This is a genomic window from Sedimenticola selenatireducens, assembly GCF_007625115.1.
Taxonomy (GTDB): domain Bacteria; phylum Pseudomonadota; class Gammaproteobacteria; order Chromatiales; family Chromatiaceae; genus Sedimenticola; species Sedimenticola selenatireducens_A.
Map to the genome: position 1 here is coordinate 120,524 of NZ_VMNH01000007.1, position 22,311 is coordinate 142,834.

Annotated in this window: 19 protein-coding genes; 10 read left to right on the forward strand and 9 right to left on the reverse strand. The window is 47.9% G+C overall.

Annotation, left to right across the window (positions count from 1 at the left end; translation table 11 throughout):
* Positions 1-43 precede the first annotated feature (43 nt).
* On the reverse strand, positions 44-475 hold the full coding sequence (locus tag FHP88_RS07755) for a type II toxin-antitoxin system HipA family toxin (protein ID WP_144358465.1): 432 nt from the start codon (positions 473-475) through the stop codon (positions 44-46).
* Here FHP88_RS07755 and FHP88_RS07760 point away from each other — a divergent pair.
* From FHP88_RS07760 to FHP88_RS07770, 3 genes are all read left to right on the forward strand, one after another.
* The gene (locus FHP88_RS07760; protein ID WP_144358466.1) at positions 467-679 is read left to right on the forward strand and encodes a hypothetical protein; all 213 of its coding nucleotides are present in this window, start codon (positions 467-469) and stop codon (positions 677-679) included. The two genes, FHP88_RS07755 and FHP88_RS07760, sit on opposite strands and share 9 nt — an antisense overlap.
* 411 nt (positions 680-1,090) lie before the next feature.
* Positions 1,091-2,914, forward strand: a complete 1,824-nt coding sequence (locus FHP88_RS07765; RefSeq protein WP_186297655.1) for a DEAD/DEAH box helicase — start codon at positions 1,091-1,093, stop codon at positions 2,912-2,914.
* A gap of 583 nt (positions 2,915-3,497) precedes the next feature.
* The gene (locus FHP88_RS07770; RefSeq protein ID WP_144358468.1) at positions 3,498-3,695 is read left to right on the forward strand and encodes a hypothetical protein; all 198 of its coding nucleotides are present in this window, start codon (positions 3,498-3,500) and stop codon (positions 3,693-3,695) included.
* A 121-nt stretch (positions 3,696-3,816) separates the two neighbouring features.
* Here FHP88_RS07770 and FHP88_RS07775 read toward each other — a convergent pair whose 3' ends face one another.
* The 7 genes from FHP88_RS07775 to FHP88_RS07800 all read right to left on the reverse strand — a co-directional run bounded on the left by FHP88_RS07775 (position 3,817) and on the right by FHP88_RS07800 (position 9,318).
* Entirely contained in the window at positions 3,817-4,212 is a 396-nt protein-coding gene (locus FHP88_RS07775; protein WP_144358469.1) for a group I intron-associated PD-(D/E)XK endonuclease, read from the reverse strand.
* 911 nt (positions 4,213-5,123) lie between these two features.
* Positions 5,124-5,510 (reverse strand): hypothetical protein, encoded by a 387-nt coding sequence (locus FHP88_RS07780; RefSeq protein ID WP_144358470.1) that lies wholly within the window; start codon positions 5,508-5,510, stop codon positions 5,124-5,126.
* Positions 5,507-7,360, reverse strand: a complete 1,854-nt coding sequence (locus tag FHP88_RS07785; protein ID WP_144358471.1) for a hypothetical protein — start codon at positions 7,358-7,360, stop codon at positions 5,507-5,509. Before FHP88_RS07785 ends, FHP88_RS07780 begins: the two co-directional genes overlap by 4 nt.
* A complete protein-coding gene (locus FHP88_RS07790) occupies positions 7,357-8,253 on the reverse strand; it encodes a toprim domain-containing protein (protein WP_144358472.1) in 897 nt (298 codons plus the stop codon). The genes FHP88_RS07785 and FHP88_RS07790 overlap by 4 nt, the downstream gene beginning before the upstream one ends.
* Complete coding sequence (locus tag FHP88_RS19130) at positions 8,243-8,431, reverse strand: hypothetical protein (RefSeq protein WP_186297652.1); 189 nt, start codon at positions 8,429-8,431, stop codon at positions 8,243-8,245. Before FHP88_RS19130 ends, FHP88_RS07790 begins: the two co-directional genes overlap by 11 nt.
* Positions 8,428-8,643: a helix-turn-helix transcriptional regulator gene (locus FHP88_RS07795; RefSeq protein WP_144358473.1), complete on the reverse strand. Its 216-nt coding sequence runs from the start codon at positions 8,641-8,643 to the stop codon at positions 8,428-8,430. The genes FHP88_RS19130 and FHP88_RS07795 overlap by 4 nt, the downstream gene beginning before the upstream one ends.
* Positions 8,644-8,790: 147 nt before the next feature.
* Complete coding sequence (locus tag FHP88_RS07800) at positions 8,791-9,318, reverse strand: hypothetical protein (RefSeq protein WP_144358474.1); 528 nt, start codon at positions 9,316-9,318, stop codon at positions 8,791-8,793.
* Between the two features lie 181 nt (positions 9,319-9,499).
* Between FHP88_RS07800 and hsdR the strand changes: the two genes are divergently transcribed.
* The 4 genes from hsdR to FHP88_RS07820 all read left to right on the forward strand — a co-directional run bounded on the left by hsdR (position 9,500) and on the right by FHP88_RS07820 (position 16,271).
* Complete coding sequence (hsdR, locus tag FHP88_RS07805) at positions 9,500-11,926, forward strand: EcoAI/FtnUII family type I restriction enzme subunit R (RefSeq protein WP_335341566.1); 2,427 nt, start codon at positions 9,500-9,502, stop codon at positions 11,924-11,926.
* Positions 11,927-11,995: 69 nt separating this feature from the next.
* Positions 11,996-13,459: an N-6 DNA methylase gene (locus FHP88_RS07810; RefSeq protein ID WP_144358476.1), complete on the forward strand. Its 1,464-nt coding sequence runs from the start codon at positions 11,996-11,998 to the stop codon at positions 13,457-13,459.
* Between the two features lie 2 nt (positions 13,460-13,461).
* Complete coding sequence (locus tag FHP88_RS07815; RefSeq protein WP_144358477.1) at positions 13,462-15,369, forward strand: restriction endonuclease subunit S; 1,908 nt, start codon at positions 13,462-13,464, stop codon at positions 15,367-15,369.
* Positions 15,366-16,271, forward strand: coding sequence for a DUF3800 domain-containing protein (locus tag FHP88_RS07820; RefSeq protein ID WP_144358478.1), 906 nt, complete (start codon positions 15,366-15,368; stop codon positions 16,269-16,271). The genes FHP88_RS07815 and FHP88_RS07820 overlap by 4 nt, the downstream gene beginning before the upstream one ends.
* Before the next feature lie 82 nt (positions 16,272-16,353).
* On the opposite strand, the gene FHP88_RS19135 is transcribed toward FHP88_RS07820, so the two are convergent.
* Positions 16,354-16,515, reverse strand: coding sequence for a hypothetical protein (locus tag FHP88_RS19135; RefSeq protein WP_186297653.1), 162 nt, complete (start codon positions 16,513-16,515; stop codon positions 16,354-16,356).
* A gap of 371 nt (positions 16,516-16,886) precedes the next feature.
* Here FHP88_RS19135 and FHP88_RS07825 point away from each other — a divergent pair, with 371 nt between their 5' ends.
* The 3 genes from FHP88_RS07825 (at position 16,887) to FHP88_RS07835 (ending at position 22,253) form a co-directional block, all read left to right on the forward strand.
* Positions 16,887-17,612 carry a hypothetical protein gene (locus FHP88_RS07825; RefSeq protein WP_144358479.1) on the forward strand — a complete coding sequence of 242 codons (726 nt, stop codon included), beginning with the start codon at positions 16,887-16,889 and terminating at the stop codon, positions 17,610-17,612.
* 148 nt (positions 17,613-17,760) lie between these two features.
* The gene (locus FHP88_RS07830; RefSeq protein WP_144358480.1) at positions 17,761-21,309 is read left to right on the forward strand and encodes a hypothetical protein; all 3,549 of its coding nucleotides are present in this window, start codon (positions 17,761-17,763) and stop codon (positions 21,307-21,309) included.
* Between the two features lie 101 nt (positions 21,310-21,410).
* On the forward strand, positions 21,411-22,253 hold the full coding sequence (locus FHP88_RS07835; RefSeq protein ID WP_144358481.1) for a hypothetical protein: 843 nt from the start codon (positions 21,411-21,413) through the stop codon (positions 22,251-22,253).
* Positions 22,254-22,311: the final 58 nt, after the last annotated feature.

Sequence of the window (22,311 nt, forward strand, 5' to 3'; positions counted from 1 at the left end):
TTAGGCAGTCAGTCGAAAAAGCGGAAGGTTTTCTCGATACGTTTTATATCTCTCGCAAGCACCCCCGCTGCTTTGGCATGTGCACGCCAGTTTTTTTTACCGACCCCGCCACCTCTCGTAACAGTGTCATGGCCTTGGCTTTCTTAAAGCCCGCTGTTTGTCCAAAGGTGAGTAGATCTCCAATTTCAAAATTATCACGTTTTCCATTCAGGCTCATCTGATGTCGGCTGGTCCATGCGCCACTAGGGTTGTAAGAGTAAGCCACATCAAATGCGGGTGAGGGTCGCCATTCGCCCTGTTTATTCATCAGAAAAGCGATGTTCTTCACGTGATCGTCGTGGTTGCGTGCCAGCACATTGAGGAAGGTACGGCGAATCTGTTGTTCGATATCTTCGATGGGTAGTGCAAGCAGTTGAATGGTCTGCACGGCCTGTTCATAGGCGTTGGCACCTGCCTGGTTAAAATCATGCAGCACACGATCCGCCTCTTAGCGCCGGAATATTTTATAGCAACCAAACTAGAAGCTTACCAAGGCAGGGGAAATAACGACCCTCTGCTCAGTCATGATTTGGAAGATATTATCAACCTGGTTGATGGGCGGGAAGAGTTGCTGGGGGAGATAGGGCAGTTGCAAACAAGTGTACGCACATACATTGCCCAACAATTTGCTGAACTATAGAAGCATCAGCGTTTTGACTACGCTGTACAGGGTAACTTGCAGGACAACCAGCGAACAAACCTGTTTATAAATCGGTGGCAGATAATCAGTGAGATGGTTTAGCGAGTAGCATTAGGATGCCTCTCTTTATGCAGATTGATAATAAGCAAGTACTAGGAAAGGGAGGGAAAAAATGACCCCGCCACTTTTTAGCTTTCGGCACTGGTTGTTATTCGAATGTGCCCCCAGGGCGGATGGAATCGGAAGAGGAATTATTTTCTCCAACCAAGGTTATTTAAGTTTATCCTTTTAATGTCGATACTCCGTAATATGGAATGACCCATTTTACTTCAATCTGGAGTAAGTAACTGGTACAGGGATGATTTAATATTGGCTAACCTAATCCCCTCACTCACAAGTTGCGTTCGCCGTATGCAAGCGGGCGAAAAACGCTTTGCATTTAGAATCGGCACTCACCTGGAAGATGACTATCTCTGCTGGTATGAGTTGCCGGTAGGAAAGCGCCAGCGCTATTCAGATTTCATTATTCTTCACCCCTTGCGCGGTCTTTTGTTGCTGGAGGTTAAAGATTGGAAGCTGGAGACTATCCAAAAGATTGATAAGGTCTCTACGACCATCATTACGCCCCGGGGTCTCAAGACAATTAGTAACCCGCTGGAGCAGGTGCGTCAATGCACTTACCAATTGATCAACCGGCTTGAAAAAGATCCCCAGTTAGTTAATCAGTCTGGACAATATAAGGGGCGCTTGGTCTTGCCCTACGGCTATGGGGTGGTGTTGAGTAATATTACCCGTAATCAATTTGATTCAACCGATCTGGGTGAAGTACTGCCTGAACATCAAACCATCTGCAAAGACGAGATGACTGAAAGTGTTGACCCTGAAGCTTTTCAGGAGCGGCTGTGGAATATGTTCAATGTGCAATTTCCTAAAGCGCTGACGCTGCCACAAATAGATCGTATCCGTTGGCACCTGTTTCCTGAGGTTCGTATCAATACGGGTGATCAAGCAAGCCTGTTTGCAGCGGAGCCCGATGAAGCGAGTGTAGAAACCCTGGTGCCAGACATCGTCAAAGTGATGGACATGCAACAGGAGCTGCTGGCTAGAAGTCTTGGGGAGGGTCATCGCGTCATCCACGGTGTTGCGGGATCGGGTAAGACGCTGATTCTGGGATACCGTTGTCTCTATCTGGCTAAGCTGCTGAATAAGCCTATCCTGGTACTCTGCTACAACATTACCCTGGCGGCCAGGCTTCGTGAATTGATGCTGCAACGAGGTGTTAACGACAAGGTCCATATCTACCACTTTCATGATTGGTGTGGTGAACAGCTTCGAACCTATAACATAGATCGACCCAAGCCGGGTGATGGTTATTTTGACCGAATGGTTGAGTCCGTTATTACGGCGGCTGAAAAGGGTGGTATACCCAAAGGGCAGTATGGGGCCGTCATGATCGACGAAGGCCACGATTTTGAACCTGAGTGGCTGAAACTGGTGGTCAGTATGGTGGATGAGGACACCAACTCACTGCTGTTGCTGTATGACGATGCCCAATCGATCTACGCCAAGAAAAATCAACTGGACTTCAGTCTTTCCAGTGTTGGGGTGCAGGCTAGGGGTCGCACGACGGTGCTCAGGTTGAATTATCGAAATACGGATGAGATTTTGAATTTCGCCTATCGTTTTGCCAGCCGGTATTTAAACCATGATGTGAAGGATGAAGATCATGTGCCCCTGGTAGAGCCAGAAACAGTCGGGCGGCATGGTCCTCCACCAGTCGTGAAAGTATTCGATTGTTATGAAAGTGAGGCGGGTTATATTGCCCGTATTTTTCACCGCATGCATGATGAGCAGCAGGTTCCATGGTCTGATATGTGTGTGACGTATCGCAGTAACTGGATGGGTGAAAAACTTAATAATATTTTTGCCCGAGAGGGTGTGCCGTGTCAGTGGCTTGGTAATCAAGAAGCGAAAAAGCATTTCAAGCCGGGTGAAGAGCGTATCAAGTTGATGACCATGCATAGCAGCAAAGGCCTGGAATTTCCTGTTGTAGCGGTATCAGGTGTGGGTTATATGCCAGCCAAAGGTGCTGAGCCTGTATCAGAGGCTAAGTTATTGTATGTGGCGATGACCCGCTCAACAGAGAAACTGTTGATAACGAGTCATAAAGAGACAGCGATTTTAGCGCAGCTCCAAGAGCCTTATGAGCCATTGGATGAAAGTGCCTCCAGCTGAGTAGTGATAGCAGGTAACTTCATGATCTAGGATCTGTTGATTGACGCGTTCCATAAAGTAATTTTGTTCTATATTGCCGGGATTAGAAATGGAGCGAATCCCAAAATCTTTTCCACATAAGGCCAGTAGCGCGGGAAGCAGGCAATAAAAAACCCCAGCTGATATCAGTTGGGGTTCCGTATTTGGTGGAGGCGGGGGCTACCGAAAAGATCAAATAACTGTATGATAATTAATGTTTATATCTAATCGCAGTATTGCAGTTACCCCTATAGTTACCCCTGCAGTCATTTTGTCTGATTTATTTAGTTATGCGGTTATTTAGCGAAGACAAAGAAGCCCTCGCTTCAGCAAGGGCTTCGGACCGCCATCGTCAGGGAATAATTCCCAAGGGCCTTTCGGCTTCAGGTCAGGGTCTATCCAAAAAGGTACTCTTCAAGGCGGATCTTGTCAAAAAACATGGTTGCGTGGATGATTGAACGCCCTTGCTCTTTAGTGTGAATCCTTCTAAGCCTGATGTGGTGGTTGATAGCATATTTGATACCGGCCGGAACATTTATTGAGGCAAGGGATTATAATAAAACCTATGAAACTGGAAATGAAAACAATCAACGGAAAGCCAACGATCCTCTACAACGGAAAAACAGCCGAGGAACGCTTGCGGGAACGCCCGGAATACAAGGGTCTTTCTCCCGAGGAATTCAAAGCGAAGGTGCGAGAAGAAACAAAGGCCATGGTCGAGCAAGTTTTTCGGGAACAAGCCGGTCAGAGAGTAGATCATTAAAGGGATACCTCTAGTTCCGTAAGCGACTTTATGTGCTATTAATTACAGCATAGTTAGCCACCACTCATGCCAATAATCGTGAGAGCGTCTAAATAATCTACGCAAACTGTCAAAGCCCTACCTATATTTTTTTAAATGCTTTTAAAAAATTTACTGGATGCTGGTGGAATCGAATATGGCCTTTGGCATTCAATTTTTTACTATTCTCCCTAAAAGGGCGAATGATGTATCCCCAGTTTCCAGTTTTTGAGAAATAGATAATAAAATCGATAGCAACATCTCCCCACATGTTAGATACAACAACTTCCTCGTTGTTTGTTTCAAGAGACTTTATTTGTATGCGGTAATAATTCAAGTCATCCGCCACAACCAGGTCTGTTTTCTTTCCATGATCTATCACAGGCAAAAGGACTTCCCAGCCGTCACTAGTTAACCAGCTGGTGGCTAATGTTTCGTAGGAAACGGATTTGAAGTGAGCTTGAGTTGGTAGTGGGGGTATTGCATTCATTCTTGGCATAGTGACACCTACGTAATAATTGACGTCGTATGCCAGGTTGTGGCTTCCTGTTTACGAACCGGACAACCTTAAAGGTTAGTCCCCAATTAATATCACTATACAAGTTAAACTTGATATCGAATGACAAAGGCTGCCGGCCTCGACTCAGCCTTAGAAAGACCTATTGTCGTTGATGCCATTATCAGACTCTCAGAGCCGTAATATGTTGAAGGTTAAAAATAGCTTTTGATTAATGCATTGTCAATGCCTGTCAAATAGATAAGCCGTTAAAAAATCGAGTAAATTGAAAGCCTATTAATTAATGATCCGAGAGTCGCCTATTGTCAAAACATTCATGGGGTCTCAATTAATCCGCGGATTGTAATAAATCAGTATTTAAGTTTTTGATTAGTTTTATACGTGCGGCAAACCCGGGCATTGAAATCCGCACAAAGAAATCATGTTGAGCGGTTAGTTTCTTAAAGGTATTCCATTTAAGACCTTTTGGCTTCAGGTCAGAATCTAAGGCCGTGCCTCGCGCGCGCGCGTAATACTCCTGTTTCCTATGCTATTTCACTAGGTGAACCGGGCCATTATGGGAAAGTCGCTCACTGGTCTCGCTCACGAATTGGAAGCTGTCCGTTTCATTATATCGACGCCCATTTAGCTCCGTTCTCAAAACTATTCGAAATATAACAAGAGAATACCTTTGTTGGCGTGCCCGCTAGGTTTAAATTCATTAATTGAAAAACCAAAAGTACTCTTCATTGCCATTCGTGTGGCCTCTAACGTTATTGCCTTAGGCACTGGGTGATGCAGAAGAATGTAACATGCCGGTTTTTACCCTGGATGATCCGCGTATATCATGGACAAGAAATGCGTCAAATAGATCAATAATTCTCAAGAGTGCACCTTGTTTGAGATGAAGATTATTATTCATGATTGTGGTGGTCATAAGGCCATACCTCTGCCGCTTGTTTGAAGCCATGGACTTTCCCCACTATCTTCCGTGCATTGTTCAGGTCGCTTCCTCTGGCTATTAGGGTGAATGTCTTACCGGGATAGTCGCGTAGGGTATAGTGGTATGCGCCGCTCCATGGAAGATTATCATGTCTCTCATTTTCAATCTGAGGTAATCCCGATGGCAGGGGAGTGGCTCCTGTAATCAGTGCTAAAATTTCCGGTTTACGGCTTTTTAGAATGGCAATTATGTCGGTAGTTAGCGCGTTTATTTGACCTGTGATCTTCAGGTAGCCACCCTCAGCCCGGATGAAAAGACCTAGGCTTCGGCAGTGGTCAATAGTCTGTGCCGCGTTCATATCGTCACCTCTGCCTGTGATGAGTATCCATCCGGTATATCTCCATTCGATGTTTTTTTAGTTTCAGAATCTATGTTCACAAAGTTCACAAGTTCACGGTCAGAGTCGTTCGCTCCATTTTTTGCCCCTTTTTCCGTGTCATCTGTGAACTTGTGTACTTTGTGAACTTTGTTTCCGGATTCAGAAATAATCGGAATCGAGCATATATCAACATGCCATCCGTCACGATGTCGCACCGGATCGAATGAAACATCAATGTTCATTGCCCTTAATGCGGGAGCCATTCGGCGTAAAATTTTCCCTAGGCCATGCGGAGAACGCGGCCAGCCTTCTCCATCCTGGTGGTAACGCTCTTCCAGTAGTTCTTTTAGCCGCTTCACCGTTCCGGTCCACCTCGATCTGTCCCGGATCAATTCTTGAATAGCCAATGCAGCGGGGGATGACTCAAGCGATCGGCTCAATGATTCTGCTCGGTTGTCACGATAGATAGCCGTAAATGATGATTCGATACCTAAAACGCGGTGAACAGCCTCACCTAATCGGGCAAAATCAGCCATACGCGGCGGCTTTTCAATATGCACTTTTGGGAGCTCTCGCAACACCGAAACAAAGATATCCAGTAGCCCTGCAAATATTGAAGGACTATCCTGACTGAATGCCTCGTCCAATTCTTTGCGGCCTTTGTAGGTGTCAATCCGAGGTAGGTCTAGATGAATAGTTCTGTCAATCAGGTCTGGTCGGGTAGCTATAGCAACAATGCAGTTAATGATTACAGGCCGTTTAACCTCTATAACCGATTCATCGGCATCACTGTATAGCTTCCGTGCAGCAAATCCCCCGCCAGTAGCCAGCGTGCATAGTGCGTCTTGCATCTTTGGTGGAAGGGTACTCATGTTTTCAAAGGATGCCTGCCAGTTGTTGGATGCGGCCACGAAAACGTCTTGGACATCCTTAGGTGCAGTACGAAGCGGTATACTATTGGGGTCTGATAATTGCCGAAGCCGCTCATGTGTGGATGATTTAGCGCTTCCTTGTTCCCCGGATATTTCCAATATGGTAAAGGGCAGTTCAGGCCGCCACGATTCCAGCAAGAATGCCAGAACGAGCGTTCTATTCGGTTTGGATATATTGATATGCCGCCATAACAGATCAATATTACCGCTGGTGGGGCTAGGCAAAGCTGACGCCGTACTAGACCGAATAAACCGCACTGGCGGGTTGTCGATAACCCGCCAGCCCGATGGAAGCACTTCCACGGCCTGCCATTGGTCATTGGTCATATCAATTAAGTATCCATCGTCGTGCGCCGCACACCTGAGATAAACTTCCCTTTGTTCGCCTTCATGTTTGGCATAACCCTTTAGGGTACTTATCGCGGCCTTGGTTGATGTCTCGGTCGGCGTGAAGCCTAGTTCCTTGAATGCTCGGTATTCGAGCCATTCGAGAAACCCGCAAGAACCCAGCGCCCAGGTTTCTGTGTGTTCGTTCTGGTAAAAGGTGGCGTACCCATCGCCTTTCTCGTTATGGAAGAGTTCTGCTTTATCCCGCACTAGTGCCACCAGTTCATCAGCGTGGCTGGATGTTTCCTCACCATCATGTGACAGCTTTTTAACCGCCTTAGTCCAGTCAGTTATCTGAGAATCTTTATTGGCTTTTTTCAATCTGGCTCGCAGCCTGTTAAAAATGCACAAATCTGATTTATGGATAAACTGTGCGGCCTCAATAGCTTCATTTTCCCAATGGGCCCCTACGTCACCACTCTCAAGTGCTACAACAGCAGATTCAAGAGTCGCCTCGGCTTCAGTTAGAAGGTTAACTGCGTCGCTCAACTGTTCAATAATGATATTCATGAGCGAGACCCCTTTTCATTGCGTTGCTTTACCAGCCGGGCCAGATCATTAAAGTCTGTATCCTTTGGGCCAGCATTTAGCCCTGTGAAGTCTGGAATAACCCAGCTTGCACCAATCGCCTTGGCAGCCTCGATTGCCGCTGCTTTACCTGGGTTGCCTGGGGTGAAGAGGTCATTATCACCACAGATCACTATTTCCCCCGCGAATCGCTTGCGGAGTGTCTGAGCGACCGGTTTTAGATTTCCTGAATTAAAAGCAACGACAACCGGTAGGCTGCTTTCCTGGTGTAGGGTTGCTCCAGTAGCGAAACCCTCGGTGATCAACAGCTTCGGTGCATTGGTCAGTTCTCCAATGATGAAATGTGCTCCCTTTATCCTTCCTCCAGGATGGAAGCGTTTCTGGCCATCTGGCGCGATGGCTTGCAGGCTGGTCAGTTCACCATCAATCTGTACCGGGACTAATAGAAAGTAGGCCTCTTTTCTGGTTCCATAAGGCAGTATGCCCTTGCATTTTAGATAGGCATGATCACCTAGCTCTGGCTGTGCTCTTTTCCATCGACCACGTACCTCAGCGGCGGCTTTTTGATGAATAGAGAGTTTCTCCCTGTCAGCTTTTGCCTTGGCTGCAGTCACCATCAAGGCGATTTGTTGTTGCTCTTGTGCTGACAGGGGTGTGGAGCGTTCGGCTTGCCAGGTTTCTGATAGCCCAGCAGACCAGTCTCCAAAACAGCCGCCCAGACCGTCTTCAAAAAAGATACACCACCCGGACCTGTTGCTTTTGGTTTTTCCAATGCCAGGAAAGCGGTGCATTTTCCCTGGTTGGATGGTGTGAGGTGGTACAAGCCCGACACTTAGCATGGCGTCATGGAAATTAGTGAGTGCGTCATTTTTCATCGCGCTCTCCTATCCGAACAGCCCATTCAGCTACAACGATCGGGATTAACCCCCACAAGGTCAGAGTGACAATAGCGACTTTGATTCGACTGCCAAATCGGATAAAATAAGCTGTGTAAGTAGCAATCTTTGGCCTCGCTTGGTGCCAGCCAGCGAGGCCTTTAATTTTATTAGTCATTTTTCCTGGCCTCCCTCAACAACCGCCTTACGGCTGGCCTTGATTTGTTGGCTTAGCCAGTCATTCACCTCCGCCTCAATCCAGCCGACTGCACGGCCTCCGAGATGCACCGGTTTTGGAAATGTGCCTTTTGATATACGAAGATAAAGAGTCGATCTGGATAAGCCAATGCGGGCTTTAACGGCTTCGATTCGAAGTATTGAATAGTTCACAATAGGGCCTCCTAGGGCTAGTTTGAAGTGCTTAGGACTTCAATCTAACCGGCCCAACTGTCACTAACGGCTAAATGACAGTAAGCTTATTTGCCTGGAGTAAGCTGTTGGCAAATAAGTCTATGTGGAAATGAGGATGCGGGGGGGTCAAGAGGCGTTATCATCTTTCTTATTGCTTTTTATGGCGCGATAAAAAGTGCTTTCTTTTATACCGAATCTTTCTAAAGCTGCGAGCATAATTTCCTGTTTGTTATCTGATTTGTGGTAGCTGCGTCTTTCGAGATATTGAATGAATTCTTTCTCGAAAAACTTTTTTGAACCCGATCTTGGCTTCGACGCACGCTCTTTGTTTAGGGCGCTGTTGACTTTTGCAGAAGCATAATCAACGTGTCCACCGTTGTTGTAGTTGTTCAGTGCTTCAAATGCCTCTGCAAGTGCTGAGATACGATCGTAATGCTCTAGAGGAAAGGGTAGTGGATTATAGTTTGCCTTTTCAGGGACGCTATACAATACCGTTACGCCTACTGCTGCGATATAACGTGTTCGATTTCTCCTCCATATTGCCAACAGTTCCAGTACGTAGTCAGGTTCTAGATCACGCACGCCAGATAGAGCCCTAGAGACCTGATCGGCCAGAACAGTTGGAAATCTGCGCTCGGATAATTTTTTTGTCATTGTCTTGTGTTAATGAGTGTGGTTGTCAATGGGTATCATTGAGGGTGCTTGTCTGCGTTTCCCAAAAAATAAGTGTGGACGTCTGCGAACACAGGGCCTCTTTTATTTCCTTGGATTGTATGGGACTTTACAGTACATTGCTTTGTATGAGTAGTGGAAGGAAGCCCTTGTTATGGTTGGCATAAAAAAAACAACACTCACCGAAACGGACATCATTAGTAAGTTTATTCTTCCAGCCATAAAGATTGCCGGCTGGGATGACATGACTCAGATCCGCCAAGAGGTGAAGCTGCGTGACGGAAAGGTGGTAGTACGTGGTCAGGCTGCTGCCCGAAAGAAGGTAAAATCGGCGGATATCGTCCTCTACCACAAGCCCGGCATGCCACTAGCGGTTATCGAAGCCAAGGCCAATAAACACGAAATAGGCAAAGGGATGCAGCAAGGGCTGGATTATGCCGGTCTACTTGAGGTGCCGTTTATTTTTGCCACCAACGGTGATGGTTTTATATTTCACGACAAGACCAACCCTGCGACATTAGAAACCGAAATCAGCCTGGAAGCGTTTCCCACACCTGCACAACTCTGGCAGCGGTACTGTAACTGGAAGGGATACACCGAGGCACAGCTGCCAATTATCACCCAGGATTACCATGACGACGGCAGCGGTAAGTCCCCCCGTTACTACCAGCTACAAGCGATTAACAAGACCCTAGAGGCGATATCACTGGGACAGAATCGCGTGTTACTGGTGATGGCAACCGGCACCGGCAAGACCTATACAGCATTTCAGATTATCTGGCGGTTGTGGAAGGCACGTCATAAGAAGCGCATATTGTTTCTGGCAGATCGTAATATCCTGGTAGATCAGACCCGCATCAATGACTTCCAGCCCTTTGGTCAGGCAATGACCAAAATTACCGGGAGAACCGTAGACCCGGCCTACGAGATTCATCTGGGGCTCTATCAGGCACTCACCGGCCCAGAGGAAGCCCAAAAAGCCTATAAACAGGTTGATCCCGACTTCTTTGATCTGATCATCATTGACGAGTGCCATCGTGGCAGCGCTGCTGAAGATAGCGCTTGGCGTGAAATCCTGCAATATTTCAGCAGCGCCACCCAAGTTGGCCTTACCGCGACGCCAAAAGAGACTGAAGATGTCTCCAATACTGACTATTTCGGCGACCCGGTCTACACCTATTCACTCAAACAGGGCATCGAAGATGGCTTCCTGGCCCCCTATAAGGTGGTGCGGGTGGATATTGACATCGATCTGCAAGGCTGGCGTCCCACCAAGGGGCAGGTCGATAAAAATGGCGAACTTGTTGATGATCGTATCTACAACCAAAAAGACTTTGACCGCACCATGGTCATTGATGAGCGTACCGAGCTGGTGGCACAAACCATCACCAGTTACCTCAAACGCACCGATCCCATGGCCAAGACCATCGTCTTCTGTAACGACATCGACCATGCCGATCGCATGCGCCGTGCGCTGGTGAATCTAAACCCGGAGCAGGTGGCTAAAAACGAAAAGTACGTGATGAAAATTACGGGTGATGATGAGATCGGCAAGGCCCAGCTGGATAACTTTATCAACCCCAAAAAGCCCTATCCGGTGATAGCAACCACCTCTGAACTGATGAGTACCGGTGTGGATGCCAAGACCTGTAAATTGGTCGTGCTTGATCAAACCATTCAGTCCATGACCAAGTTTAAGCAAATCATCGGCCGTGGTACCCGTATTGACGACCGGTTCAACAAGCTCTGGTTTACCATTCTGGATTTCAAGAAGGCAACGGATAGATTTGCGGATAAGGGTTTCGACGGCATCCCCGAGCGGATAATGATCACCACACCGGGGGAGCTTAACGATGACGACGCAGACCTGGATGACATCATCAACGGTGTCGACCCAGAGGGCAATAGCCCATCAGATGGAGACAATGCCGCAGGCAATGAAGAGGGAACGGGTGACTATGAACCCTTGCCCGATGGGGACTACGGACCCTGGGAAGATGACGAAAATCAGGTCGAGAAATTTTACGTCAATGGCGTTGCCGTTAAAGCCATCGCGGAACGGGTTCAGTACTACGATACCGATGGCAAGTTGGTGACCGAGTCATTCAGGGACTACACCCGCAAGACCATGGCACCTCATTTTGCATCGCTTGATGAGTTTACCAAGCGTTGGAATGCTGCCGAGCGCAAGCAGGCCATCATTGACGAGCTGGAAGGGGAGGGTATCCTCTGGGATGTGCTGGCGCAGGAGGTGGGCAAGGATCTCGATCCTTTCGACCTGATCTGCCATGTAGTTTATGATCAGCCACCACTGACCCGCAAGGAGCGGGCTGACAACGTCAAGAAGCGAAACTACTTCACCAAATACGGCGAGACCGCCCAGGCAGTGTTAACGACCCTGCTGGATAAATATGCCGATGAAGGGGTTCAGGAGATCGAAAATATCCATGTGCTCAAGGTGAAACCCTTTGATGAAATGGGGCGCCCCATCGAAATTGTCAAAAAAGGCTTTGGGGATAAACAGGCCTACCTTGATGCTGTGAGTGAACTGGAAGCCGAGATCTACCGCCTGGACCCCCGTTCTGCTTAAACCCTGTTATATCGTCTGGTACCGCGTCACATGCACCGTGCCGGACGGATGACTATTGAAGAGAAAACTATGTCGATCAGTTCTGTAATCAAATCCATACAAGACATCATGCGTAAGGATGCCGGCGTCGATGGTGATGCCCAGCGTCTGGGCCAGCTATCCTGGCTGCTGTTTCTGAAAGTGTTCGACGCCCAGGAAGAAGAGCTGGAGATGGAACTGGATAACTACCGTTTCCCCATCCCGGAAAAGTACCTGTGGCGCAACTGGGCGGCCGATAACCAGGGCATGACCGGTGATGAACTGCTCGGATTCGTTAACGACCAGTTGTTCGGCGACCTGAAAAATTTCACTGCACCGATCGACAAAAACCCGCGGGGCTTTGTCGTCAAAGAAGCGTTCAGCGATGCCTTCAACTACATGAAGAATGGTACCCTGTTACGTCAGGTAATCAACAAGCTCAATGAGATCGACTTCACCGATTCCAACGAGCGCCATATGTTCGGCGATATCTACGAACAGATCCTGCGTGACCTGCAAAGCGCCGGCAATGCCGGTGAGTTCTACACCCCCCGTGCCGTTACCCGCTTTATGGTCAACCGCATCGATCCCAAGCTGGGCGAAAGCATCATGGACCCGGCCTGCGGCACGGGCGGTTTTCTGGCCTGTTCCTTCGATCATGTAAAAGCCAACTACGTCAAAACGGCCGTCGACCATCAAACCCTGCAAAAGCAGATCCACGGCGTCGAGAAGAAGCAGCTGCCGCATCTGCTCTGTACCACCAACATGCTGTTACACGGTATCGAAGTGCCGGTGCAGATCAGACACGGCAACACCCTCAACAAGCCACTCTCCAGCTGGGACGAAGAAGTCGATGTGATCGTCACCAATCCGCCTTTTGGCGGCACCGAAGAGGACGGTATCGAGAAGAATTTCCCAGCCGAGCTTCAGACCCGCGAAACCGCCGACCTGTTTCTGCAGTTAATCATCGAAGTACTGGCAGAAAATGGCCGGGCCGCTGTGGTCTTGCCAGACGGCACCCTGTTTGGTGAAGGTGTAAAGACCAAGATCAAGAAGCTGCTGACTGAGGAGTGCAACCTGCACACCATTGTTCGCCTGCCCAATGGTGTGTTTAACCCCTATACCGGCATCAAGACCAACATCCTGTTTTTCACCAAGGGCCAGCCCACTAAAGAGGTCTGGTTTTACGAACACCCCTATCCCGAGGGCGTGAAGAACTACAACAAAACCAAACCGATGCGCTTTGAGGAGTTCCAGACCGAGATCGACTGGTGGGGCGACGAGGCCGACGGTTTTGCCGCCCGGGTAGAGAACGAACAGGCCTGGAAGGTGGGCATCGACGAGATCATCGCCCGCAACTTCAATCTCGATATCAAGAACCCGCATGTGGGTGAGCAGGTGAGTCATGATCCCGACGAACTGTTGGCAGATTATGCAGAGCAGCAACAACAGATCGGCGAGCTGCGTAACCAGCTGAAGAGGATTCTGGGCGATGCGCTGGGTAAGGGAGCGTAGTGATGGAGGCGTTAAAGACCCAACCCGTTGTCACCAACAATCCGGCGGACCTGATAACCGATAATATCGATATCTGGACTTCAGCGATTAAGACACGCTCTGCCAGCGGGCGAGGCAGCGGCAAAAAACTCGACCTCTATGGAATCAAGAAACTGCGTGAGCTGATTCTTGAGCTGGCGGTGCGGGGTAAGCTGGTGCCGCAAGATGCCAGCGATGAGCCGGCGCCTGTGCTGCTAGCGAGCATTGCCTCAGAGAAGTCTCAACTGGTCAAAGAAAAGAAGATCCCTCGATCAAAGGTCTTACCGGATGTAACAGATGCTGAAAAGCCTTTTGAGCTTCCTGCTGGGTGGGGTTTAGCGCGACTAGGCAACCTCACGTCAAAGCTTGGCTCGGGAAGTACGCCGCGAGGCGGAAAGAATGCCTATGTGGAAACGGGAATTCCTTTTCTACGTTCTCAAAACGTATGGAATGACGGCTTAAAGCTAGAAGACATAGCCTACATCCCCGAAGAAACGCACCAGAAGATGGAGAAAACAAAGGTCACTCCCGGTGATGTTCTACTCAATATAACTGGAGCCTCCCTTGGGCGCTCCACGATCTTTCCAGAGGAGTTAGTTGAAGCAAATGTAAGTCAGCACGTGACAATCATTCGGCTTATCGAACCCCGAATGGGTCGATTCGTTCACCTCGGAATTCTTTCGCCAATGGTTCAGCGTCTTGTATGGGGGAGGCAGGTCGGAATGGCGATTGAGGGATTAAGCAAAAAAGTATTGAAGATGTTTGAGTTTCCAATTCCGCCGTTAACAGAACAACACCGCATCGTCGCCAAAGTCGATGAACTGATGGCTCTGTGCGACCAGTTGGAGCAGCAAACCGAAGCCAGCATCGACGCCCACGCCACGCTGGTCGAAACCCTGCTGGCGACCCTCACCAACAGCGCCGACGATGTGCAGGACGCACAAGTGTCGCGGGAGGCAAGGACGCCGGGAGCGACCGCCGCCGAGCTGGAACAGAACTGGGCCCGCATGATGGCCACGGATGGCCGGAATGCCGACATTGCAGGAGCAAATGTCGGCCAGACCGTCTTCGACACCCTGTTCACCACCGACCACAGCATCGACCAGCTCAAGCAAACCGTCCTGCAACTGGCCGTCATGGGCAAACTCGTCCCCCAAGACCCCAACGACGAACCCGCCACTGTGCTGCTGAAAAAGATCGCGGCCGAAAAGGCGCAGCTGGTGAAAGAGAAGAAGATCAAGAAGCAAAAGGCACTGCCGCCGATTGGCGAGGACGAAAAGCCCTTTGCGCTGCCGCAGGGGTGGGAGTGGTGCCGATTGGATGATTACGCATACGTCTTTGCTGGGGCCTCGTTTAAGAGTGGTGATTTTACCAATACTGGTAGCACCAAGGTCATCAAAATCACTAATGCCGGTGTTGGTGAGTTGTTGGAAACTGACGACTACCTCCCGGATGAATTTTTGGACAGTCATGCACAGTACGTTGTTCGTAAGGGAGACCTTATTCTGGCGCTGACTCGCCCCTACATTAGTACTGGTTTAAAAATAAGTAGATGCCCAAGTAGTTACGATAAGTCATTACTGAACCAGCGCGTCGCAGCAATTCGTTTAATAGACCAGTCTGCATTTTGTTTTTTGTATCTGAAAAGTTCGATTGTCCTTGATGGATACAAAAAACGATTTGGCGGTAGTGGATTACAGCCTAATCTTAAAATGAACGATGTTACTGATTTGACTTTGGCCGTGCCACCAACTGAAGAACAACACCGCATCGTTACCAAAGTCGACCAACTAATGACCCTCTGCGACCAGCTTAAAGCCCGCCTGCAACACGCCCAGGAAACCCAACTGCATCTGGCCGATGCGATGGTGGAGCAGGCGCTAATTCGATGAGCGAGGACAAGAAGGCAGATAAACCCCCTCTCGGGGAAGATCACCAGCTTCCTCTGTTTGAATTCGATGCCGAGATTAAAGCACTCACCCATGAGCCCGCAGCTGAGGATGAAGCTAGGACTGAGGAGAGCCCGTTTAGCAGGCACATTGTCTATGTCGATGAGAGTGGCGATCACAACTTACAAAGCATCGATCAAAGCTACCCGATCTTTGTGCTGGCTTTCTGCGTGTTCCATAAACGCCACTACAGCGAAGCCATCGTGCCGGCGCTGGAGAAGTTCAAGTTCAATCACTTTGGCCACGACCAGGTGGTGCTGCATGAAAACGAGATTCGCCGGCGAAAGGGGGTGTTCAATATCTTCCAGAGCCGGGAGCACCAACACTCCTTTATGGATGAGCTGACCGGAATTATCGAGTTCAGCAACTTCATCCTGATCAGCGCCACAATTGATAAACGCTCACTCAGTAAGCAGGACGCATCCGATAACGCCTATCACATCGCCCTGGGGCTCTGCATGGAAACGCTCTATGAGTTCCTGCAGGAAAAAGGCGAGCACGAAAAGAAGACCCATATCGTCGTTGAGTGTCGCGGCTCTAAAGAAGATACCGAGCTGGAGCTGGAGTTTCGCAGAATCTGTGACGGCAATAACCGTATGGGCATACCGTTGCCCTTTGAGATTCTCTTCGCCGATAAGAAAGTAATGTCTTCAGGGCTGCAGCTGGCCGACTTGGTGGCTAGGCCCATCGGTCTAAAGACATTGCGCCCTGAACAAGATAACCGAGCCTTTGAGGTGCTAAAGAAGAAGTTCTATTGCGATGGTGGCCGAGAGGATGTGGGCCAGGGCTATGAAGGACTAGGCATGAAGATTTTCCCTGCCCCAAAAAGCGAAAAACCCCGATGAAACCACCGAGGTTATAACGCCGACCGGGATTGCCCAATCCATTTGAGCCCATTATAGAGGGCATTTGGCCTCTTTTTCAAGCTTAGAGTAAACAAACGCCATCTTCTTCCTGCTGCGTATTCCCGGCCATTATGACCGCCCATTCTGTTTCATTATGTCCGGTGAAACGGCTCTGTTCAGAACCGCTGGTCACGATCTTATTATCAGCTCTAACATGCTGTAAATTAAATGTTTTATTCGGCATTCCCGATCCAGTTTGCAGGCCAGGAAAGACGGGGTACTGGCATGACTACACTGAAGAAAGGGTGGCACATCTATTTACTATTGAACACTATCTGTTGATTCCAGCTAGTCGATTGACTTGCGTCAAAGTCATCTAACGATATGGAGCGGACGTTTATCTTGTGGCTGTGCAACAAGGTTGCTGGCTGATAAACTCTGAAACATTAAGGAATGAGCTTCTATGGGCGGGATGCCTCACTCCAAAATTAGCCCTAAATATTGAATACTCATAGAACAATGTAGCGGGATCGTCAATATATTCTACAGCTGTATATTATGACAAACGTGCGAGCCGAATAATCAGATATTAGAAGTCTTATTGAGACACTTGGAATGCAAAGCAACGTAACGCAAAAGTATATAGCCAGACTCGAGCATCTGATTCAGATTGGTTCCGATTTGCCAGAAATGAGCAAGCAAGTCGTTTCGGGTGGTAATTACGTTACCGGAGAAAAGCATTACCGCACGCGGCATTATGTGCCGAGCGATGAGTTCACTGAATGGAAAACAAACGTATTGTCACTTCTTGATGTGGTCGTGCCGGAATCCAGTATTCATCGAACATCGGTGGAACGCATTAACAGTCTCGCAAATGATCCCGGCTCAAAAAAGTTTGGTGTTTCCTTTTTGAAAGCAATTCTACAAGATTTCAAAGAAGGATTTCTCGACAACATCGAACACAAAATTGACGCAGAATTGAATGCTGACTTTCTGGTTCAGGCTGAATCTCTAATTGAGAAAGGGGTGGCCGAAAAATCCCATATACCAGCCGCTGTGATTGCTGGTGCGGTTCTTGAGCATGGTCTTCGAAGCATCTGTCATTCGCTCGAGCCGCCGGAGCCAGACGAAGCAAATGGCAAGCGTCTTATGCTCTCGGCATTGATTGATGCGCTTAAGAAAAGGGGTGCGTACAACGAACTAACAGCGAAGCAACTTCGATCATTCGCAGACATTCGCAACGCCGCCGCACATGGAAACTTTGACGAATTCACCCCAGACCAGGCGAAAAATATGGTTGCTGGCGTGGGTTCGTTCTTGGCGACGCATGCCCCGACATGAAGACTTCTAACAATTGGTTGCATCCGACCGCTTTTCCGCTACGCCTTAGGCTACGCTGCAAAGCGGCGGCTGAAGCACATCGTTATTCGGCTGAAGTCGAGTCTAATTGATACAAATAAATCAAGATAAAAAGGGATTACTTCAATAAATGGCAACAGATGGAAAACAGCTCAGTAATCCTTTTTCGACAGGCAGTGGTGGCGCAAGATTTGAGGCCAATATCCAAGCCACATTTGTTACCTTAATGTTAAGTGGTGGTTACGCCCCCTGCCTGCCCTCATGGCCAATCGTAGAAATAAAGCTGCAGGGCGCAGTAGCAGGCTATGGTACAGATGATCTGATAGTTTTCGTTGAAAATCCGGTAAACAATGATCGCCGACGGTTACTTGGGCAGGTAAAAAACTCGATAGCAATTACCACCAAGAGCAAATTATTTGCCGAGGTTGTTCAAGCAGCCTGGAATGATTTTAATAATCCCAATGTCTTTACTAAAGGAAAGGACGTAATTGCTCTAATTACAGGGCCAATCAATGCCACCGATACCGATGGGGTTAATGGGCTATTAGAACAAGCCCGCCATACACGCGATGCTGATGAGTTTTTAACCCAAGTAGATCGGGCTCATTTTTGCTCAGATAATGTCAGGAATAAACTGACAGCCTTTAAAGCACAGCTCAAAGTCGCCAATAAAGGCAGTGATGTTGAAGAACAGGACTTATACGAGTTCCTTAAACATTTTCATCTTCTCGGTTATGACCTTGCAAAAAAGGGAAGTGTAATTTCGTCACTGCTGAATTCGCATATTGCTCAGTTCAATAAGGATATCCCCGATAAAATTTGGTACCAGATAGTCAATGAGGTACAAGACTTTAATCAATATGCGGGGACAATCACTCTTGATACTCTACCAGATGATTTGGTCGAGCATTTCAGAGAGCCGGAGATCGCACATATACCTAAAGAGCTTGCCAAGGAAGAAGTAGAAGATGAGGTGCAGCCAGTTGCAACTGATTGGAATCAGCATGCATCTGCTCAAAAGCTGGCAGTTGCAAATCTAATCGGAAGTTGGAAAGAAAGCAATGAGGCAGACGTCGCGATTGTCACGCAGATAGTTGGAGAGGACTACAACAGCTGGATAGTTGATCTGCGAGAGACCTTGCAAGTTCATGATTGTCCGTTGTCTTACAAAAATGGTTTATGGGGCTTCAAAGATCGTTTGAAATCCTGGCTGGAGTTAGGGGGCAGGCTTTTTGACGATCACTTGGATACTTTCAAAGCCGTTGCCCTAGAGGTTCTCCGAATTGAGGATCCTTCTTTTGAGCTGCCTGGTGAAGAGCGATACGCTGCTGCCATCCACGGAAAGGTGTTTCCGCATTCTGGCAATTTGCGTGAGGGCTTGGCGGAAGCATTAGCGCTTATTGGTAGTCGGGCAACCTCTTTAATTAATAGCACTCAGGGTAAGGCAGATGCTATTGCGGCATTATCAGTGCGTGAATTGTTCGAGGAAAGTGATTGGGCCCGCTGGGGAAGCCTGAACAGCTTGCTACCAATCCTTTCAGAAGCGAACCCAAATGAGTTTCTATCGGCTGTAGAAAATGCTATAGCCTCCACACCTTCACCCTTTGATAGGTTATTTGAGCAAGAAGATACGGGGGTTTTCGGCAGAAACTATATTACTGGTCTTCTATGGGCGCTTGAGGGTATCGCCTGGGAGGAGACTTACTTGAGCCGCACTGCGGTTGTTTTAGCAGAGATAGCCTCACATGACCCGGGCGGTAACTGGGCAAATAGGCCCGGTAATTCGCTGACAGATATTTTTCTTCCATGGTTACCACATACTTTAGCTTCCATTGAAAAGCGACAGGCAGCACTTAAGACAATCTGTGCTGAGCAGCCCGAAGTCGGTTGGAAGTTGCTGGAGAGCTTACTTCCAAATCAACATTCAACGACTACCGGAACCCATAAACCGAGCTGGAGAGAAACGATACCTGATGAATGGGAGAAAGGTGTTACGAATAACGAATATTGGGAGCAGTCTCGGTTTTGTGCTGAATTGATTGTTGAGCAGGCGGGCTTTGATATCGTTAAGCTCGCGTCTTTGGCGGGTAACTATGATCACTTGCCACCACCTACCTCTGAAATGTTGAGAGATAAGCTGGTATCTGAGCATTGTTTAAAGCTCTCTGAGCAAGAGCGTTTGCCAATCTGGGCTGCTTTGTGCAAATTAATTGCCCGCCACCGCCGTTTTTCAGATGCTAAGTGGTCCTTGGGTGATGATTCTCTGCTTCCTATCGAGGAAATAGCGAGTCAACTGGCGCCAAAAAGCCCTAGCTTACTGAATATTCGTCTGTTTTCAGATGCTGATACTTATCTCTATGAAGGCGATGGAGATTGGCAGGAAGAACAAGAGAAATTATTCCAAATACGGAAAGCGGCCATAGGGGATATCTTGGGCGAAGGAGGTCTCCCTCAGGTACTAGAGTTTGCTATGACAGTTTCCAATGCCCATCTTGTGGGTGACGTGCTGGCGGATATGGATCAACCTGAGTTTGATGCAGAACTCTTACCCTGTTTTCTGGATATGGCAGATCAAAAGCTTTGGTCGTTCGTTGCTGCCTATGCATGGCGTCGGAGGTTCATGGGTAACTGGCAGTGGTTTGATGATATTAACAAGGCAGGCTGGGAGCCAAAGCAGATAGCCTTACTGCTGTGTGCTTTGCCATTTGAGAGAAATGCCTGGGATAGAGCTGCACAGTTGCTTGGTGAAGTCGAAAATGAGTACTGGAATAACACCAGCGCCAATACCTATCAGACAGAGGACGATACTGAGTATGCTCTCGGGAAGTTGCTTGAATTCGGCAGGCCAAATGCTGCGATTGAAGGGTTGACGAGAGATTTATATATGAAGAAAGATATCAACCCAGAATTGGCCTGTGACGCTTTGTTGGCGCTAGTACAGGCTGAAGAGCCTACTGGAAGAATTGACAGCTACCACATCACCGAAATCATTAAAGCTCTTCAAGAGAATGCTGCTACCGATCAAGATAAGCTCTTTCATGTTGAATGGGCATATGTGTCTTTGCTAGACAGTCACAGTGATGGTTCCCCAATCACATTAGAAAATAGGCTAGCTTCCGACCCCGGCTTTTTCTGTGAGCTTATTCAATTGATCTATCGTGCTGAGGGCGCAGAGCCAGAAGAGTCTTCCGAGCAGCGTCGTAATATTGCCACTAATGCATACCGTTTACTTTCTACATGGAAAGTTGTCCCTGGCGCTCGGGCGGATGGAGAATTCGAACCAAATGCGTTTACGGAATGGCTGACTGCTATGGAAGAGATAGTCAAAGCCTCGGGGCATTATGATGTTGCGATGATTCAGCTTGGGGATGTGCTCGTCAATTCCCCAGAGGGACCAGATGGCTTATGGATTCACCCAGTGATTGCAGAAGCAATAAATAGCAGAGAGCGTTCTAGCCTACGCGATGGATATAGCACGGGTATTCATAACTCCAGAGGAGTCCACACAGTTGACCCGGAAGCTAAGCCTGAGAGAGCGCTAGCCGAAAAGTATCGACAGAGAGCCCATCAGGTCGAGAATGCTGGATACCAACGATTAGCTACGACATTACGGGGTGTAGCCGATAGTTATGATCGGGATGCTGAACAAATCATTTCGCGCGGTGGTGTTCCACATTGAGGAGCCGTATAACAAGCCAATGCACTCGGAAATTTTACTCGCTTCGCTCCTAATGTACGGTGAGTGGTGCGTTAAGAGTTTAGTCAAAGTACGAATCATCTATGAAGTTGAAGAAGTTACTGGACCATAATTTCATTAAGCAATTCGAGTCATTGTTAGTAAGTGATTTTGAAAAAAAATTATTCAAGGCGGCTCTAAGGAATTATTGCTCACATGGAAATCCGCTTAGATTTCACAACTTTGCATTTTCCATGAGAGAGTTAGTACTGCATATTATTGATAGAAAGGCGCCAGACTCAAAGGTAACAGCGGCGAGCTGGTATGCGCTCGAAAGTGACAAGTTTGCAGTTACAAGAAGGCAGAAGCTGAAATATTGTGCCCAAGGATTTTTATCTGATGGCTATCTGAGCGAACATGCATTAGAGGATCTTAATCAAAGCATTAAGGATTACTTAAAAGAATTCAATTTTTTCAATAAATACACTCATATTACCGAAAAGCACTTCAAAACCTGTCCGAAAAAGTTCTATGAAGACATGAAGTATATCGTCGAGCGTTCGGCAGAAGTTGTTGAAGAACTTGACTCTCTAGAGAACCTGGTTCTTGAGAGTATCCCAGATTCTTTGCACGAAAAGCTTTTTTTAGAGGTTATAAACTCATTTCCGGACGAGCTATTAATTATCGCCAGCAATGTAATAGTTGAGCAAGTCTCCCCTGAAGAACTAGAGGTTGAGTATCTTGAAGAAAATGGTATTACCGTTGCGGTTTCTGGCACCGTTTATGTTACTCAGGAGTACGGAAAGGGTGAGGACTTTACCGAAATAGGCGGTGACTATCCTTTTAGCATCTCAATTAAGATGTCTGCGGCCTCACCAGATGACATTAAAATAAACCCCAACGAATTTATAGTGGATACATCATCGTGGTTTGGAGAAGACACTTAACAAACGCATGTTAGAAAAGGGGACGCATTTATAGAAAAGGGGACGCATTTATTTTCTA